Raw genomic sequence first — 16548 nt, 5'->3', positions numbered from 1 at the left:
GCCGCACTGTGTCGTGTGCCGATACTCAGCCTCAACGACTGAGCATGAAGCATCTCGACCAGCGCCGCCCTCGCCCAGGGCCTGGCGGCGCGCAACGCGTCGCGCGCCACCGCCCCACGCTCTTTGACCGCAGCGCTACAACAACGTGCCGCTGAGAATCGCGGCAGCGATGCTGAAATAGATCACCAAGCCGGTGACATCCACCAAGGTGGCCACGAACGGCGCCGAGGCGCTGGCCGGGTCGAAGCCGAGCCGTTGCAGCACGAATGGCAGCATCGAGCCGGACAGCGAACCGAAGGTGACGATGCCGATCAGGGCCGCGCCGATGGTCAGCGCCACCATCTGCCAATGCGGGCCGTAGTCGTACAGGCCGGCGGTCTGCCAGATGGTGATGCGCACGATCGCCAGCAGGCCCAGGATCGTGCCCAAGGTCAGCCCAGTGGGCAGCTCGCGCAGCGCCACTTTCCACCAGTCGCCCAGGCGGATTTCGCGCAACGCAAGCGAGCGGATCAGCAGCGAGGTGGCCTGCGAACCGGAGTTGCCGCCCGAGCTCATGATCAACGGAATGAACAGGGTCAGCACCACCGCCTTGGACAACTCGTCCTCGAAGTGCTGCATGGCGCTGGCGGTGAGCATTTCGCCCAGGAACAGCACGCTCAACCAGCCGGCGCGCTTCTTGATCATCTGGCCAAACCCGATCTGCATGTACGGCTTGTCGAGTGCTTCCATGCCGCCGAACTTGTGCACGTCTTCGGTGGATTCGGCGATCAATGCATCCAGCACATCGTCCACGGTGACGATGCCGAGCATGTGGCCGTGCGCATCCACCACCGGGATCGCCAGCAGGTCGTGGCGACGGATCAGGCGCGCGACTTCCTCCTGGTCCAGCGCCGGGTCCACCGTGACCGGCGGGTTGACCTGCGCCACCTCCAGGATCGGTGCGTCGTCTGCGCCGGTGATCAGCCGGCGCATGGTGACCACCTGGGTCAGCACGCGGCTGTGCGGGTCCAGCAGATAGATCGCATACACCGTCTCGCGGCTGCGCTCCACCTCGCGGATGTGCTGCAGGGTGCGGCCTACCGTCCAGTCGGCCGGCACCGCCACGAACTCGGTGGTCATCAGCGCACCGGCGGTGTTGGGCGGGTAGCGCATCAGCGCCTGGATCGACAGCCGCGCCTCGGCACTGAGCAGCCACAGCAGCGGCGCGCGCTGGTCGGCGTCCAGGCCATGGAAGATGTCGGTGGCGCGGTCGTCGGCCATCTGCCCGAGCAAGGAGGCGGCCTGTTCGGCCGGCAGTTGCGCGACCAACGCGCTGGCATCGTGCAGCTCGGGTTGTTCGAGCAATTTCACCGCACGCGGCTGCGGCAGCGCGGCCAGCACGTGCGCGGCCTCGTCGCGGTCGAGGGTGTTGAGATATTCCACCGCATCGGCCGTGTTGCGCTCGGCCAGGGGTGCGATCAAGGCGTTGACGCCTTGGGCAAGGCGCAGGGTTTCGTTGTACATGGGGTTCGCCTGGTGACGACCGTCGTCGATGACAGCCGGCGAACCCAAAGCCTCAGGCGCGCGCCAGCTGGGTCATCGACCCGGGTCTAGGGTGACTGTCGCTGGACATGAGAAAGGCTCCGAAAAGTGCGTACCGACCGGTGATCCGGTCGGCGGCGGGGCGCAGTCTGCGCGCCTGAGCCGGCTTGGTCAATGGCTCGCACGAGGCACGTTTAAGCGAGCGTGCAGTCCGCCGATCTTGCCCGCGCGCAACATGCGCAGGAGGGTGCGTCTCATCGAGATGGCAGCGAGCGTGGGCCGACGGCGCAGATGCGTGCGGTGGTTGCGACAACGGTGCGCTGGCCGCGGCCTTGAACACGTCGGTGCCAGCTGGTCAGCGGCAGTGCGCGGCATAATGCGCACCTCAACGGAGAGTGCGCATGCATAGCGGCGGTCTGGAACTGGCTCTGGTGCTGATGCTGGCCGCCATCGTGGCGGTGCCGGTGTTCAAGCGCTTCGGGCTGGGTGCGGTATTGGCCTATCTGGTCGCCGGCGTGGTGCTTGGGCCCGACGGCGTGGGCGTGGTGCAGGACGCCGAACGCATCAGCGGCGCAGCCGAAATCGGTGTGGTGATGCTGCTGTTCGTGATCGGCCTGGAACTGTCGCCGTCGCGTTTGAAGGTGATGCGCCATTCGGTGTTCGGCGCCGGCGCCACCCAGGTGGTGGTGACCACGCTGATCCTGGGCGGCTTGCTGATGCTCGGCAACCTGGGCTGGAAGAGCGCGTTGATCGTCGGCGTGGCGCTGGCGTTGTCGTCCACTGCAGTGGGCCTGCAGCTGCTGGCCGAACGCAAGGCGCTGGGCAGCGACTACGGGCGCCTGGCGTTCGCCATTTTGCTGTTTCAGGATCTGATCGCCATTCCATTGCTGGCGGCCATTCCGCTGCTCGGTGGCAGCAAGAACGCCACGCTGGAATGGCCGGATGTGGCCAAGGCGGTCGCGGCATTGGCGCTGGTGATCCTATGCGGGCGCTTCGTGCTGCGCTATCTGTTCAACATGGTGGCGCGCACGCGCATGCCGGAAGTGTTCACCGCCAGCGCCTTGCTGGTGGTGCTGGGCACCGCCTGGATCATGCAGGAAGCCGGATTGAGCGCCAGCCTGGGCGCGTTTCTGGCTGGTGTGCTGCTGGCCGATTCGGAATTCCGCCACGAGCTCGAATCGCAGATCGAGCCATTCGAAGGCCTGCTGCTGGGGCTGTTCTTCATCTCGGTCGGCATGGGCATCGATCTGAACCGGGTGGTCGCCGAGCCATGGCTGATCGCCAGCGGCGTGGCGATCCTGCTGGTGGTGAAGTTCTCGCTGCTGGTCGGTATCGGCACGGTGGCCAAGCTGCCGCTGCGCAGCAGCCTGATGCTGGGCAGCGTGTTGTGGCTGGGCGGCGAATTTGCCTTTGTGGTGTTCAACGAGGCCGATCGCGTCGGCTTGCTGGAGCGCGCCAACCACGACCGCCTGGTGGCCATTGTCGGCGTGTCGATGGCGCTGACGCCGCTGTTGCTGCTGGGCATGCAGCGCATCCTCAACGGGCCGCTGCGGCTGCATGCGCCCAAGTCCGACCGCCCGTTCGACACCATCGATGCGCAAACGCCCAAGGTGCTGGTCGCCGGCATGGGCCGCTTTGGTCAGGTCGTTGCGCGCCTGCTCACCGCGCGGCATGTGCCGTTCGTGGCGCTGGAACACAATCCGGACACCGTGGAAGATTTGCGCCGCTTCGGCAGCCAGTTGTACTACGGCGACCCCACCCGCCCGGAACTGCTGCGCGCCGCCGGCGCCGACCGCATCAAGGTGTTCGTGATCGCGGTGGACGATCCGGAGACCAACATCAAGGCGGTGCGGCTGATCCGCCGCCTGTACCCGCAGGCCACGGTGCTGGCACGTGCACGCAATCGCCAGCACGCCTGGAAACTGATGGATCTGGGCGCCGAACCGTTCCGCGAGGTATTCGCCTCCAGCCTGGAGCTGAGCGAACGCGTGTTCACCTCGCTCGGCCTCGGCGAAGCGGTTGCCAAGGATCACGTCAAACGGTTTCGCCAGCACGACGAAGAGTTGCTGCATCGCCAACACCTGGTCTATGACGACGAAGCCAAGGTGATCCAGACCTCGCGCGATGCACGCGCAGATCTGATGAATCTGTTCGAAGCCGACGTCAAGGCGGATGTGGATGCCGAACCCGCACCGGTAACGCCCGATCGCTGAGCTTTGCGTAGGAGCGCGCTTGCGCGCGATGAGGCGTTATCGGTAACGCCTCGTCGCGCGCAAGCGCGCTCCTACAGGATTTTCTGCACACACAGCCGCCGCACGATCGCAGCGGCTGCATGTTGATCGCATCACTCAGCTGCGCGGTGTGCGCACTGCGGTCTTGCTGGCCGACTTCTTCGCTGCGCTCTTGCCAGCCGCCGCTTTGCTCACGGTCTTCGCTGCGGCTTTTGCGACCTTCTTCGTCGCGCGCTTGGTGACGGATGTCTTTGCCACCTTACCGTGCGAACCGGCCGCGCCTTGAGCGGATTTTGCAGCAGGTGCGGCGGCACGTTTGGGTGTCGCCTTGCTCGCTTTCTTCGCGATCTTTTTGGTGGCTTTCTTGATCGGCGTTGCAGCGCTGCTGCGCGCTTCGGGTGCGCGACGCGGCGGTGGCTTGCGGCCCGGGGTGAGCGCGCGCCAGGCGTGCCCGCCATTCATCGCCAGCAAGGCATCGGCGGCCGACGGGCCGGCGCTGCCGGCGGCGTAATTGGGGAAGTCGCTTGGCGGTTGTTTCCAGGCATCCAGGATCGGCTGCACGATGCGCCAGGCGGCTTCCACCATGGCCGCATCCTGGAACAGGCCGGCCTCGCCTTTCATGCAGTCCTGCAGCAGGCGCTCGTAGCCCACCGTGTATTCCTTGGGAAACCAGTCGCGGTAGCGGAAGTCCATGCGTACCGGTGCCAGCGCGACTTGCGCGCCCGGGCGCTTGACGTCGAACTGCAGCGAGATGCCCTCATCAGGTTGAATATGCAGCACCAGCCAGTCGGGGCCATACCCGCCGACTTCGGTACTACGGAACGGTGCCAGCGGCGCTGGCTTGAAGCGGATCGCGATCTCGGTGGTGCGCTCGCGCAGCCGCTTGCCGGTGCGCAGGTAGAACGGCACGCCGGCCCAGCGCCAGGTGTCGACCTGCAGCTTCATCGCCACATAGGTTTCGGTTTCCGAATCCTCCGGCACGGTGTCTTCTTCGCGATACCCCGGCACCGCACTGCGGCTCACCGCGCCGGAGGCGTACTGGCCGCGCACCACGTCTTCGGGCTTGATCGGGCGTACTGCTTCGATCACTTCCGCGCGGCGGCGGTGCATGGCTTCGGTGGTGAAGGCGGCCGGCGGTTCCATCGCAATCATCGCCAGCAACTGGAACAGATGGTTCGGGACCATGTCGCGCAAACAGCCGGTGGGATCGTAGAAACGTCCACGGCCTTCCACACCGATGGTTTCGGCGGCGGTGATCTGCACATGATCGATGCGGTCGCGATTCCACACCGGCTCGAACAAGCCATTGGCAAAACGGAACGCCAGAATGTTCTGCACGGTTTCCTTGCCGAGGAAATGGTCGATGCGGAATACCTGATCCTCATGCAGCACGCGGGCGACGGTGGCGTTGAGCGCGACGGCGCTGGGCAGATCGTGGCCGAACGGTTTTTCCACGATCACCCGCCGCCAGCCCTGGCCCTCGCGCTGTTTGACCAGCCCGGCTTCGCCCAGGTTGAGCAGCACCGGCTCGAAGAAACGTGCGGCGGTGGCCAGATAGAACAGCACATTGCCCTGAGTGCCGTAGCGCTTGTGCAGTTTCTCCAGTACGCCATCCAGCGCTTGATAGGCACCTAAATCAGTAAAATCGCCGCGCAGATAATGCATGCGCTCGCGCAGCCACTCCCAGGTGTCAGTGTCGAACTCGTCGGTCTGGAATTCGGCATCGCGGCTGCTGAGCAGCTCGGTCATCGACTGACCCATCATCGTGCGCCACGAACGCTCGCTGATATCGCCGTGGTCCATGCCGACGATGGCGAACTGCTCGCCCAACGCACCGGCCCGGCGCAGGTTGTATAGCGCCGGCATCACCAGGCGCTTGGTCAGATCGCCGCGTGCGCCCAGCACCACGATGATGCACGGCGGGGTGGTCTCTTGCTCATTCATGGACGTGTTTCCTTTTCGCCCATGCGTCCGTGCAGGCGCAATGCCGCATTGACCAGGGCCACGTGGGAATACCCTTGCGGGAAGTTGCCAAGCATGCGTTTGCTGCGCGGGTCGTACTCTTCGGCGAGCAGGCCCACGTCGTTGCACAATCCGAGCAGGCGCTCGAGCAATACGCGCGCCTGCTCGGTGCGCCCGAGCAATGCATAGTTTTCCACCAGCCAGAAGCTGCAGGCAAGAAAGGTGCCCTCGCCGGCCGGCAGGCCATCGGCGCTGTCGTCGGCGCGATAGCGCTCGACCAATCCATCGATGGTCAGATCGCGTGCGATGGCATCGGCGGTGGCGGCGATGCGCGGATCCTCCGGCGGCAAGAATCCCACGATCGGAATCAGCAGCAGCGAGGCATCCAGGCGGTCGGAGCCATAGCTCTGCACAAAGTGACCATCCGGATGCACGCCGTTTTCCAGCACTTCAGCACGGATTTCCTCGGCAAGCCGGCCCCAGTGTGCGCGTTTTTCTGCATCGGCATTGGTGATGCCATCGCGCGCGCCGCAATCGAACGCCAGCCAGGCCATCACTTTGGAATGCACGAAATGACGGCGCTCGTCGCGGATTTCCCAGATGCCTTCATCGGGCAGGCGCCACAGGTCTTCGAGCGTATCCAGGATCTTTTCCAGCAGCGATGCCGACGAGCCATCGTCATCGGACGGCGGCGCCACGCCCTTCTCGCGCGCGTAATGGAACGCGCCGATCAACTCGCCATACACATCGAGCTGGAACTGATCCACTGCACCGTTGCCGATGCGTACCGGGCCGGAGTTTTCGTAGCCGGGCAACCAATCCGCTTCCCATTCCTGCAGCCGGCGTTCGCCGGCGATGCCGTACAACGCCTGCAGTTGATCCGGCGAACCGGCAATGGTGCGTTGCACCCAATCGCGAAACGCCGCGGCTTCATCGCGATAGCCGGCCTGCAGCAACGCGATCAGCGTGAACACCGAATCGCGCAGCCAGCAGTAGCGATAATCCCAGTTACGGGTGCCGCCCAGATGCTCGGGCAGCGAGGCCGTGGGCGCGGCGACGATGCCACCGGTGGGCAGATAGCTCAGCCCCTTCAATACCACCAGCGAACGCCGTACCTGCTCGGTCCATGGACCGACATCGGTACAGCGACGTGCCCAGCCATGCCAGAACGCGGTGGTCTTTTGCAGCGCCTGTTCCGGATCGATCGCCGCCGGCGTCGGCTGATGCGATAACCCATGACTGAGCAGAAACCAGGTGCTTTCGCCCGCACGCAGCGTGAAGTCTGCCTCGGTACCCAGGTCTTCGCCGTGCAGTTGCTGCGGTGAGCGCAACGCGAGTTGGTCGGGACCGGCGATGGCGCGAATGCCACCCTCGATGCCGGTGACCCACGGCACCGTACGGCCATAGTTGAAGCGAAACGTCAGCCGCATGTGCATCGGCACTTCGCCCTGCACGCAACGCACGATCCGCACCAGATGCTGGTGGCTGTCGCTCTCATCGCTGGCGACCATGAAGTCGACCAGTTCCACCGTGCCGGTGTCGGTATGCATGTGCGTGCACAGCACCAGACTGTCGTCTTCGTAAGCGCGTTCGCTGCGAAATGCGGCGACCGGCGACAACGCCCATTGCCCGTGTTGCTCATCGCCCAGCAGGGATGCAAAAAACGCATCGGAATCGAAACGTGGCAGACACAGCCAGTCGATGGTGCCGCAGTGGTCGACCAGGGCCGCGCTGTGGCAATTGCCCAGCATGGCGTGGTCTTCGATACGCACGCTCATCGTAGAGGCGCTTCCTTCGTGCGAGGGAACGCCCAGTCTTGCACGCGCAGTGTCGGGATCGGGTTACGACTGCGCCGGCAGACGCAGCAACGGTGGCACCGTGTGTTCCAGCCGGCGGATCAGTACCGAACTATTTTTGTTGATCGCCCGGAGCTCCGAGGCATTGGTAAGCCACGGTGACTTGCCTACTGCCGCAGTTGCCAAACCCTCGCCGCGATAAACACGTACTTTCTTCTGAACCAAAGGACTCTGCGCCCTTGTAACCCCAGGCTGCGCACTTTTGTGCGGCTAAATCTTGAGCTTTCTGGTCATCATACGATACCCGCTGAAATTCGTTTCGCTCGTAGGAGAGTTTGATAACCCCGTCCGACCGACTAGCGCCTGTGACGAGAAGCTCTCTCTTTGTCGCACATCCGGTGACAACGAGCACGAAAAATACAGATGTCATCAAAAGCATCAAACGCATTTCTTTCCCCTGATGTCCTTTCGGGAAAATTTAACATGCGCCACTTCCTTTGCGCCGCCGCGCTGGCTCAGCGGCCTTCGCGCAGGAAGCGCGCCATCGAGGACACACCCGGCAAGGCGGGCTCGAACTGCCCGGCCACATCGATGAAGCCGCGCATGATCGCGATCTCGCGCGGGGTGCGGTTGAGCGCGTCGCGGCGGTCGCCATCGGCGCCGGCACGCAACAGGCGCTGCACCAGCAAGGGCAAGCCGTGCAACGCAGCCAGATGCAGCGGGCCGAAGCCGCGTTGATCGGCCACATCCAGCGAGACGTCTTCGTCGAGCAGGCGTTCGACGCCGGCCAGCACCACCTGTTCGTCGCAGGCGGTACCCGGTTCGGCGCGTGCGCCCAGCAACAGCAGCAACGGGCTGACCCGGCCACCGGCCAGATACTCGGGGTCGGCGCCGGCCAGCAGCAGGGTATCCAGCAAGGCCAGCAGGCGGCTCTTGTCGCGCGCGGTGAACCCGTACAGCGCGGCGCAATGCAGCGGCGCCAGGCCTTGGTCGTCGTTGGCGTGCACATCGGCCGCCGCAGTGAGCAGGCGCGCCACGATATCCGGCAGGCCCAGCGCGCAGGCCAGCATCAGCACGGTGACGCCGCCGGGCAGGCGATGTTCGATCTGCGCGCCGGCTTGCAGCAGGGCGGCCACGATCTCGGTCTGACGCATGCTTACCGCCGCCGACAACGGCGTGGCGCCGCTATTGGCCGCGCGTTGCGGATCGGCGCCGCGCCCGAGCAGATGCGCCACCACGCCGAGATGGCCGCCACCGGCAGCGCGCAACAGCGCAGTGCAGCCTTGCGCGTCGATCGCATCGACTGGCAGGCCGAGATCGATCAGCCGCCGCACCGCATCGGTGTCGCCGGTCATGGCGGCAGCCGGCACGTCGGCTTCGCGTAGCGTGCGGTGCGGCAGCGACCAGATCCGCCAGTCCAGCCAATCGGCCAGATCGCGGCGGCCGATCGACAGCGCCACGCCCAGCGGGGTCTGCCCGTCGGCCGCGCGCGCTTCCGGCGAGGCGCCTTGTTTGACCAGCAATTTCAGCGAGGCTTCGCGGCCCAGCGCGGTGGCCAGATGCAGCGCAGTCATGCCGTGGCTGTCGCGTGCCTCGCGGTCCACGCCGTGTTCCAGCAACCACTGTTGCAGGCGCAGCCAGCCCAGCCGCACCGCAAGCGACAACGGCGGGTCGCCGGCCGCCGACGCGGCAAACGGGTCGGCGCCGCGTTCGAGCAATTCCAGCGCGAACTGTTCCAGCCCGCGCGATGCCGCATCGTGCTGCACGCAGGCGCTAAGCAGGCGGGTCAGGCCGCCGGCGCCTGCGGGCGAGACGCCATGGCGCAGCAGCGCCTGCAGTGCCGGCACCGCCTCCACACCACGCGAGAGCAGCGCAAACATCGGCACATCGCCGCAGGCATCGCGCACGTCGGCATCGGCGCCGTGGCGGAGCAGCCAGTCCACGGCCTCGGCGTTCAAGGCCAGATGCGCATCGTGCAGCAAGCCGCCGAGTTCTTCCGGGCCGCACAGTCTGGCCAATGCGTCCAGGCCATCGCGTTGACCGAACTGCAGGCCTTCGCGCAACAGCACTAATGGCGGGCGATCGGGCAGTACCGCAACGCCGGGGGTATCGCCGTGTCCATCGCTGACGGCAGCCGGCAGCGGATACGCAGGATCGAGCAATTGCACGATCGCCCAGCGCCCGGCTTCGGCGGCCACATCCACTGCGCGGCGACCATGTGCATCGACGCTGTCGGCCGGCACCTGCAGATCGAGCAGGCGCCGGATCAAGGCCGGCGACACGCGGTCGGCGGCGCAGGCCAGCATCACTGCATTGCGGCCGTCGCCATCGATGGCCAGCACATCGGCCTTGCGTGCGACCAGCCGTTCCAGCACCGCGCTCCGTGCCTGCCGCGCTGCGTCCAGCCATGGCGTGCGGCCGAGCAAGTCGCGCGCTTCCAGATTGGCACCGGCCGACAACAACGCTTCGACGATATCGCCATGCCCGGCCAACGCGGCTTCGTGCAGGGCGCTGCGGCGCTGGCGGTCGCGCGCATCCACGCGCGCCTTGTGCTTGAGCAGCAACTGCACGCCGGCCGGGTCGTCTTCCTCGGTGCCGGCGGCGGCCAGCAACACCGGCGCGCCACCTTCTGGTTCGGAATGCGCGCCGCGTTCCAGCAGAAACTTGGCCAGCCGCCAGTTGCCGACCTGGCAGGCCATCGCCAACGGCGAATGACCTTCGTTGTTGAGCGCGTCGAGCTCGGCGGCGGCATCGCGCAGCAGCGCGGCCACGCCCGGGTCGGAACTGCGCACGGCGTGATGCAGCGGCGTATTGCCGTCGTTGTCGGTGGCGCGCGGGTCGGCGCCGTTGGCCAGCAACGTCATCACCGCGTCGGGGCGGCCATGCCAGCTGTCGCGCGTGGCGGCCAGCAACGGCGTCATGCCGCGATGCGGCTGGTTGACGTCGACGCGGCGCACGATCAGCTCGCGCAGCAGGCGCAGATCCGGCAACACCGCGGCCAGCGCGGGCAGGCTGCGTTGATCGCGCCATTCCGGCAGCGGCATCGCCTGCGGGTCGGCGCCGGCCTCCAGCAGCTGCAGCGCGCGGTCCACGCGTCCACTGCGCGCGGCTTCGAACAATTCGGGCACCAGCTGGTGCTGGGCCACCGGCTCCAACGGGCGCGGTTCGGCCGCGGCTTCGGAGAAGAAATCGGCGGCCTGCCGGGCCACCGGGGTGTCGCTGCGTGCCGGTGCGGCGGTGCGTTGCAACAGCAGATGGGCCGCCGGCAATAGCACGCTGGCGGCGATCGCCAGACTCCAGCGCAGGCTGCTCGACAACCAGCCCGGCCAGGCCAGCGCCACGGCCAGCGTGCACATCGCCAGCACCAATGCGGCGGCCAGCAGACCGCGCCAGGCATGCAACTCTTGTGTGGCCAGCGCGTGCCACCGCGGCGCCAGGGCGCCGCCGTCGCGCTCGACCTCGCCCCACAGCGGCCAGGTCCGCCATAGCCCGAGCAGCGCGGCGCTGACCGCAACGCTCAGCGCCAACGCAGCGGCCAGGCTGCCGCTGTCGCGCAAGGCAGTCAGCGGCCAGGTGATCAAGGCGGCAAGGGCCAACAGACCGACGCCCCAGATCGCCAGCAGCGGCGGCAGCGCCTGCGCGATCGCACGCGGCTGGCTCGGCAATGCGCGCGTGCCACGCGCCCACGACACCGCCAGCGCGAACGCCGGCTGCGCCAGCCACAGCGTCACCGCAGCAACGCTGCCGCCAACGCCGCCCAGCAACGACAACACCACCCCGGCCGCGCCGGCCAGCGCTGCGGCGCGCCACCGCGCGGCACGCGTGGCCTCAGTCATAGTCGCACTCGCCCGCCAGCACCACCGTCTTGGGCAGTTGCAGGTAGAAACCGTGCTTGCTGAGCGCTTCAAGCACCGTCGCTGCATCGGCCTGGGCCAGACGGCGCTGCGGCGTCAACGCCACCTCCAGCACGAACGCGAACGGCGCCAGTTGCGCGTGCACGGCGGCGGGAAGACCGGAGAAGTCGTCACGCATGGCGAGATAGACGAAGGTGTCCTGCTTGCGTTGGCTTTTATAGACGTAGGCGTGCATGCGCGCGTGGTCGCGCTCGTTTTAGAAGTGTGTCGCAGGATTGTGTCCCAATTGCGCCCATGGCGAAAGCGCGGCCGTTGCGAAAAATCCCAGCAGCGTCAGCGACATGACCGGCACGTTCAGTTGCGCCATCGACGGGCCGCGGACACACCATCGATATACTGAGCACACTTTTTGCCAGCCAGACCACCGTGAGCCACGCGCAGCATTCGTCCCAGATGGCCCCGGTCGCCGTCACCGCTTTCACCTCCACCACCGCGCTCGGCGCCGGGCTCCACGCCCAGGCCGCCGCCCTGACAGCCCGCCGCAGCGGTATGCGCCGCAACGATTTCGGCCCGCAACCGCTGCCGTGCTGGATCGGCCGCGTCGACGGCGTGGAAGCCGTGGTACTGCCCGAATCCCTGCAAGGCTGGGACTGCCGCAACAACCGCCTGGCTTGGTTGGCCCTGCAGCAAGACGGCATGGCCGCTGCCGTGCAGGCGGCCGCGCAGCGCTACGGCGCCGAACGCGTGGCGGTGATCATCGGCACCTCCACCTCCAGCATCGGTGCCAGCGAAGAGGCCTATACGCGTCTGGTCGAAGATGCCGAGGGCGCGCGTTTTCCGGATGACTTGAATCGCCCGATCGTGCACACCCCGCATTCGCTGGGCGACTTCGTGCAACACGCCACCGGCCTGCGCGGCCCCTGCGTGACCGTGGCCACCGCCTGTTCGTCCAGCGCCAAGGTGTTCGCCCAGGCAGCGCGCCTGATCGACGCCGGCGTGGTCGACGCAGCCTTGGTCGGCGGTGTGGACACCTTGTGCGGCAGCGTGCTGTTCGGCTTCAACTCGCTGCAAGTGGTGGCGCCGGAGCTGTGCCAGCCGTTCGATGCGCGCCGGGTCGGCATGAGCCTGGGCGAGGCCGGCGGCTTTGCCATGCTCGAACGCCCCGCCGCCGCACCGGACGCGACGTTGTGGGTGTACGGCTATGGCGAATCCAGCGATGCGCACCATATGTCCGCCCCGCATCCGCAAGGCCTGGGCGCGCAGTTGGCGATGCGCGGCGCGCTCGAACGCGCCGGCCTGGAGCCGGCAGCGGTGGGCTATCTGAATCTGCATGGCACCGCCACGCCGGCCAACGACAGCGTGGAAGCGGCCGCCGTGGCGGCGATCTTTCCCGCCACCCTGCACGCCAGCTCGACCAAGGCCTGGACCGGCCACACCCTGGGCGCGGCCGGCATCGTCGAATCGGTGATCGCGTTGCTGGCGCTGCGCGATGGCGTGCTGCCGGGCACGCTCAACAGCGCCGTACCCGACCCCGCCTGCGGCCCGCAGATCCGTTTCGACAACGCCCATTCCAAGATCGATTACGCCATGAACAACTCCTTCGGTTTTGGCGGCAACAACTGCTCGCTGCTGTTCGGGCGGGCCCGCTGATGCTGGCTGCCACCATCGAGGGGATCGGCTTCTGGACCCAGGGCCTGCCGAGCTGGGACGCCGCTGCGGCGTTCGTGCGCGGCGGCGCGCTGCAGGACACCGGAGCACGCCCGGCGCCGCAGCTGCTGGCCGCCAACGAGCGCCGTCGCGCACCGGACACGGTGGCGGTCTCGCTGGAGGCCGCGCTGGCCGCCTGCACCGCCGCCGGCCGCGATCCGGCCAGCCTGCCGTCGATCTTCACCTCCACCTACGGCGACCTGGCCATCTCCGATTACATGTGCACCACGCTGGCCAGCGACCCGTCGGCGATCTCGCCGACCAAGTTCCACAACTCGGTGCACAACGCCGCGGCTGGCTACTGGACCATCGGCGCCGGGGCGATGACCCCGACCACTGCGATCAGCGCCAGCCGGGCCAGCTTCGCGCAAGGCCTGCTGGAAGCGCTGGTACAGCGCGCCGCCGGCATGGACGCGGTGCTGCTGGCCAGCTACGACGCCCGCTCGGTCGGGCCGCTGGGCCGGGTCGCACCCAGCCAGGGGTTGCTTGGCGGTGCGCTGGTGCTGGGAGCGCCTGGCCAGGCCGGCAAGCTGCAGCTGCGGGCGCGTCTGGACGACGGCACGCCTTCCCCGGGCGAGGGCCCGCTGTCGCGGCATGTCGCCAACAACGCGATGGCGCCGATGCTGCCGCTGTTCGACCTGATCGCCGCTGCAGGCGACAGCGTGGCGCTGTACGCCGGCCCGGGCCGGGTGCTGCGCGTGGAGATCCAGCGATGAGCAGGCAGCCATTGAGCCGCGAAGACACCGCGATCCTGGTGCCGGCCTTGAACGAATCGCTGCGCATCCGCGAAGTGGTCAACGATGCGCTCACCTATTGCTCCAACGTGATCGTGATCGACGACGGCTCCGACGATGGCACCGCCGATTGCATCGCCGACCTGCCGATCACCTTGATCCGGCATCCGCAGCGCATGGGCAAGGGCGCCGCGTTGCGTAGCGGTTTTGCGCAAGCGCAGCGGATGGGCATGCGCGCGGTGATGACCATGGACGGCGATGGGCAGCACAAGGCGGCAGATTTCCCACGTCTGTTGGCCGCGGCCAACCGCCATCCCGGCTGCGTGATCGTCGGCGCACGCATGCGCAAGCGCGCCACCCAGCCCACCATCCGCCGCATTGGCAACGACTTCGGCGACTGGGGCATCGCCTGGGCCTGCGGCTTCCAGCTGGTCGATAGCCAGAGCGGCCAACGTCTTTACCCAGCCTCGGTGTTCACCTTGCCCAACGTGCCCGGCGAAGGCTTCGTGTTCGAAGCGCAATTGCTGATTTCCGCTGCACGCCAGGCCGGTGCGCGCGTGGTCGCGGTGCCGATCGAAACCCGTTACGCCGGCACTTCGCCAGGCACGTTTCGCAAGAGCCATTTCCGCCTGGTGCGCGATCTGTGGGAAATCACCTCGCATGTGGTCGCCCAAGCCTGGAACTACGGGCATATCTGGCGCGAATACCGCCGCGTGCGCGCCAACCCGGTGCTGATCGACGACGCTGACGGCGAGTTTGCTACTGTTCCATCGGTCACCAAGAGCAAGCAATCCTAATGAATGCACAGCGCGCAGATGTCGTGATCACCGGTGGTGGCCTGGCCGGCCTGAGTCTGGCGCTGCAGTTGCGTCAACGCGATCCCGCGCTGGCGATCACCGTGCTGGAACGGCGCGCCCACCCCGTGCGCGAAGCCGCGTTCAAGGTCGGCGAATCCACGGTGGAAATCGGCGCGCATTATTTCGCCGACGTGCTGGGCCTGCGCGAGCATCTGGAGGCCGAGCAGATCCGCAAGTTCGGCTTCCGCTTCTTCTTTTCCGACAAGCGAGAGGACATCGACCGCTGCACCGAGCTGGGCGTCAGCCAGATCCTGCCGACGCCCTCGTGGCAGATCGACCGCGGCCGCTTCGAAAATTTCCTCGGCGAGCGCGCCCGCGCGCAAGGCATCACCTTTGTCGACAGTTGCAGCGTCAAAGGCGTGGACCTGTCAGACGACGACGCCGACCACGCAGTGCGCTACGAACGCGCCGGCGAACCCGGCACGCTGAGCGCACGCTGGGTGGTGGATGCCAGCGGCCGTGCCGGCCTGCTCAAGCGCAAGCTCGGCCTGGCGCAGGACAACGCGCACGACGCCAATGCGGTGTGGTGGCGCGTGGAAGGCCTGATCGACCCAAATGGCTGGTCGCAGGACAGCAGCTGGCTGCAGCGCTGCACGCCGCCAGACCGCTGGCGTTCGACCAACCACATGTGCGGGCCGGGCTACTGGTTCTGGCTGATTCCGCTCTCCTCCGGCGCGCATTCGCTGGGCATCGTCTGCGATGCATCCCTGCATCCGCTGGAGACCATGAACACCCACGAGAAGGCGATGACCTGGCTGCGCACGCATCAGCCGCAGGTCGCCGCCACGCTCGACAAGGCCGATTACCGGCTGCAGGACTTCCTGTTCCTGCGCAACTTCTCGTATGGCTGCAAGCAGGTGTTCTCGCCGCAGCGCTGGGCACTGACCGGCGAAGCAGGCTTGTTCCTGGACCCGTTCTATTCGCCCGGCAGCGACTTCATTGCGATCTCCAATACCTACATCTGCGAACTGATCGGCCGCGATCGCGCCGGCAAGTCGCTCAGCCCGTACGCGGAGCTGTATCAGCAACTGTATTTCTCGTTCTACGAAAACACCCTGACCCTGTATCAGGATCAGTACGCGTTGTTCGGCGATGCGCAGGTGATGCCGGTCAAGGTGATCTGGGATTACACCTATTACTGGTCGCTGCTGGCGCCGTTGTTCTGCAGCGGACGCATCGCGCATCTGAGCTTGCTCGCACGCATGAAGACCGATTTCCTGTACGCGCGCGACATCAATCTGGCGATGCAACGCGTGCTGCACGACTGGGGCCAGCACAACAGCGAACAAGGTGTGGCCACCGGCGATGGACGACTGCTGGATCAGTATCTGATCGGTTGGTTCAACGAACTCAATGGCGCCTTGCACGACACGCTGGACGACGACGCCTTCGCCGCACGCATCCACAGCAACATCGCGCGCATGGCGGTACTGGCGCGCGAGATTCTGCTGCAGGCGCGTCAACGCCATCCCGCACTGCCGGATCACGGCCTGGACGCATTGACCACCAATGCTATCGGCGAGCCGATCCTCACCGCCGCCTGGTACGCCGACGCGGCGTGAGCTTGCTCGAACGCGCCGACAAAGGCGCGTTTTGCTTGATACGCGCTTTCTCAACCTTCGCGTGGTGCAGGCGAAGGAGCCGATCAGACCGCACCTCAGTGGATGGCTGCACGGCATGCACTGCTCGCAACCTTGCACACCGACCATCTCCACTGGTCCTTGCCCGCCCACCGTCGCGGGACCTTACGCGGCATGGATGCCGCGTAAGAGCCTTATCTGTTCGGAATCTGGCAGTTTAGGTGTCGAGAGCCGGCGTGGGCCACCGTGAGAGCCTGGATCTCAGCGATCGCCGTGTAGCTTGGTACCCACGCCGGATTCTCCCTT

The 16548-nt window shown here is 66.6% G+C and carries 11 protein-coding genes; 5 read left to right on the top strand and 6 right to left on the bottom strand.

Going from position 1 to position 16548, the window contains the following annotated elements:
- Positions 1 to 135: 135 nt before the first annotated feature.
- Positions 136 to 1503: a magnesium transporter gene (gene mgtE / locus NMB96_RS07580; protein ID WP_023904710.1), complete on the bottom strand. Its 1368-nt coding sequence runs from the start codon at positions 1501 to 1503 to the stop codon at positions 136 to 138.
- Between the two features lie 419 nt (positions 1504 to 1922).
- On the opposite strand from mgtE, the gene NMB96_RS07575 reads away from it, so the two are divergent.
- Positions 1923 to 3734 (top strand): monovalent cation:proton antiporter-2 (CPA2) family protein, encoded by a 1812-nt coding sequence (locus NMB96_RS07575; protein ID WP_023904712.1) that lies wholly within the window; start codon positions 1923 to 1925, stop codon positions 3732 to 3734.
- Between the two features lie 135 nt (positions 3735 to 3869).
- On the opposite strand, the gene zwf is transcribed toward NMB96_RS07575, so the two are convergent.
- From zwf to NMB96_RS07555, 5 genes are all read right to left on the bottom strand, one after another.
- Positions 3870 to 5696 carry a glucose-6-phosphate dehydrogenase gene (zwf, locus tag NMB96_RS07570; protein WP_043889351.1) on the bottom strand — a complete coding sequence of 609 codons (1827 nt, stop codon included), beginning with the start codon at positions 5694 to 5696 and terminating at the stop codon, positions 3870 to 3872.
- Positions 5693 to 7492: a glycoside hydrolase family 15 protein gene (locus NMB96_RS07565; RefSeq protein ID WP_023904714.1), complete on the bottom strand. Its 1800-nt coding sequence runs from the start codon at positions 7490 to 7492 to the stop codon at positions 5693 to 5695. The genes zwf and NMB96_RS07565 overlap by 4 nt, the downstream gene beginning before the upstream one ends.
- Positions 7493 to 7622: 130 nt before the next feature.
- On the bottom strand, positions 7623 to 7940 hold the full coding sequence (gene yecR / locus NMB96_RS23520) for a YecR family lipoprotein (RefSeq protein WP_225307015.1): 318 nt from the start codon (positions 7938 to 7940) through the stop codon (positions 7623 to 7625).
- An 85-nt stretch (positions 7941 to 8025) separates the two neighbouring features.
- Positions 8026 to 11346 (bottom strand): ankyrin repeat domain-containing protein, encoded by a 3321-nt coding sequence (locus tag NMB96_RS07560; RefSeq protein WP_255086605.1) that lies wholly within the window; start codon positions 11344 to 11346, stop codon positions 8026 to 8028.
- Positions 11339 to 11599: a YcgL domain-containing protein gene (locus NMB96_RS07555; protein WP_104552129.1), complete on the bottom strand. Its 261-nt coding sequence runs from the start codon at positions 11597 to 11599 to the stop codon at positions 11339 to 11341. Before NMB96_RS07555 ends, NMB96_RS07560 begins: the two co-directional genes overlap by 8 nt.
- A gap of 218 nt (positions 11600 to 11817) precedes the next feature.
- Here NMB96_RS07555 and NMB96_RS07550 point away from each other — a divergent pair, with 218 nt between their 5' ends.
- Genes NMB96_RS07550 through NMB96_RS07535 form a run of 4 tightly spaced genes read left to right on the top strand, consistent with a single transcriptional unit; the run spans position 11818 to position 16224 of the window.
- On the top strand, positions 11818 to 13014 hold the full coding sequence (locus NMB96_RS07550; RefSeq protein ID WP_043889849.1) for a beta-ketoacyl-[acyl-carrier-protein] synthase family protein: 1197 nt from the start codon (positions 11818 to 11820) through the stop codon (positions 13012 to 13014).
- A complete protein-coding gene (locus NMB96_RS07545; RefSeq protein WP_023904720.1) occupies positions 13014 to 13787 on the top strand; it encodes a beta-ketoacyl synthase chain length factor in 774 nt (257 codons plus the stop codon). Before NMB96_RS07550 ends, NMB96_RS07545 begins: the two co-directional genes overlap by 1 nt.
- A complete protein-coding gene (locus NMB96_RS07540; protein ID WP_023904721.1) occupies positions 13784 to 14602 on the top strand; it encodes a glycosyltransferase family 2 protein in 819 nt (272 codons plus the stop codon). Before NMB96_RS07545 ends, NMB96_RS07540 begins: the two co-directional genes overlap by 4 nt.
- Positions 14602 to 16224 carry an NAD(P)/FAD-dependent oxidoreductase gene (locus NMB96_RS07535; RefSeq protein ID WP_255086604.1) on the top strand — a complete coding sequence of 541 codons (1623 nt, stop codon included), beginning with the start codon at positions 14602 to 14604 and terminating at the stop codon, positions 16222 to 16224. Before NMB96_RS07540 ends, NMB96_RS07535 begins: the two co-directional genes overlap by 1 nt.
- The last annotated feature ends 324 nt before the right edge of the window (positions 16225 to 16548 follow it).

It is taken from the genome of Xanthomonas hortorum (genome assembly GCF_024339125.1).
GTDB lineage: Bacteria > Pseudomonadota > Gammaproteobacteria > Xanthomonadales > Xanthomonadaceae > Xanthomonas > Xanthomonas hortorum.
Note: the sequence above shows the minus strand (reverse complement) of the source record. Positions and strands in the feature narration are given on the sequence as shown.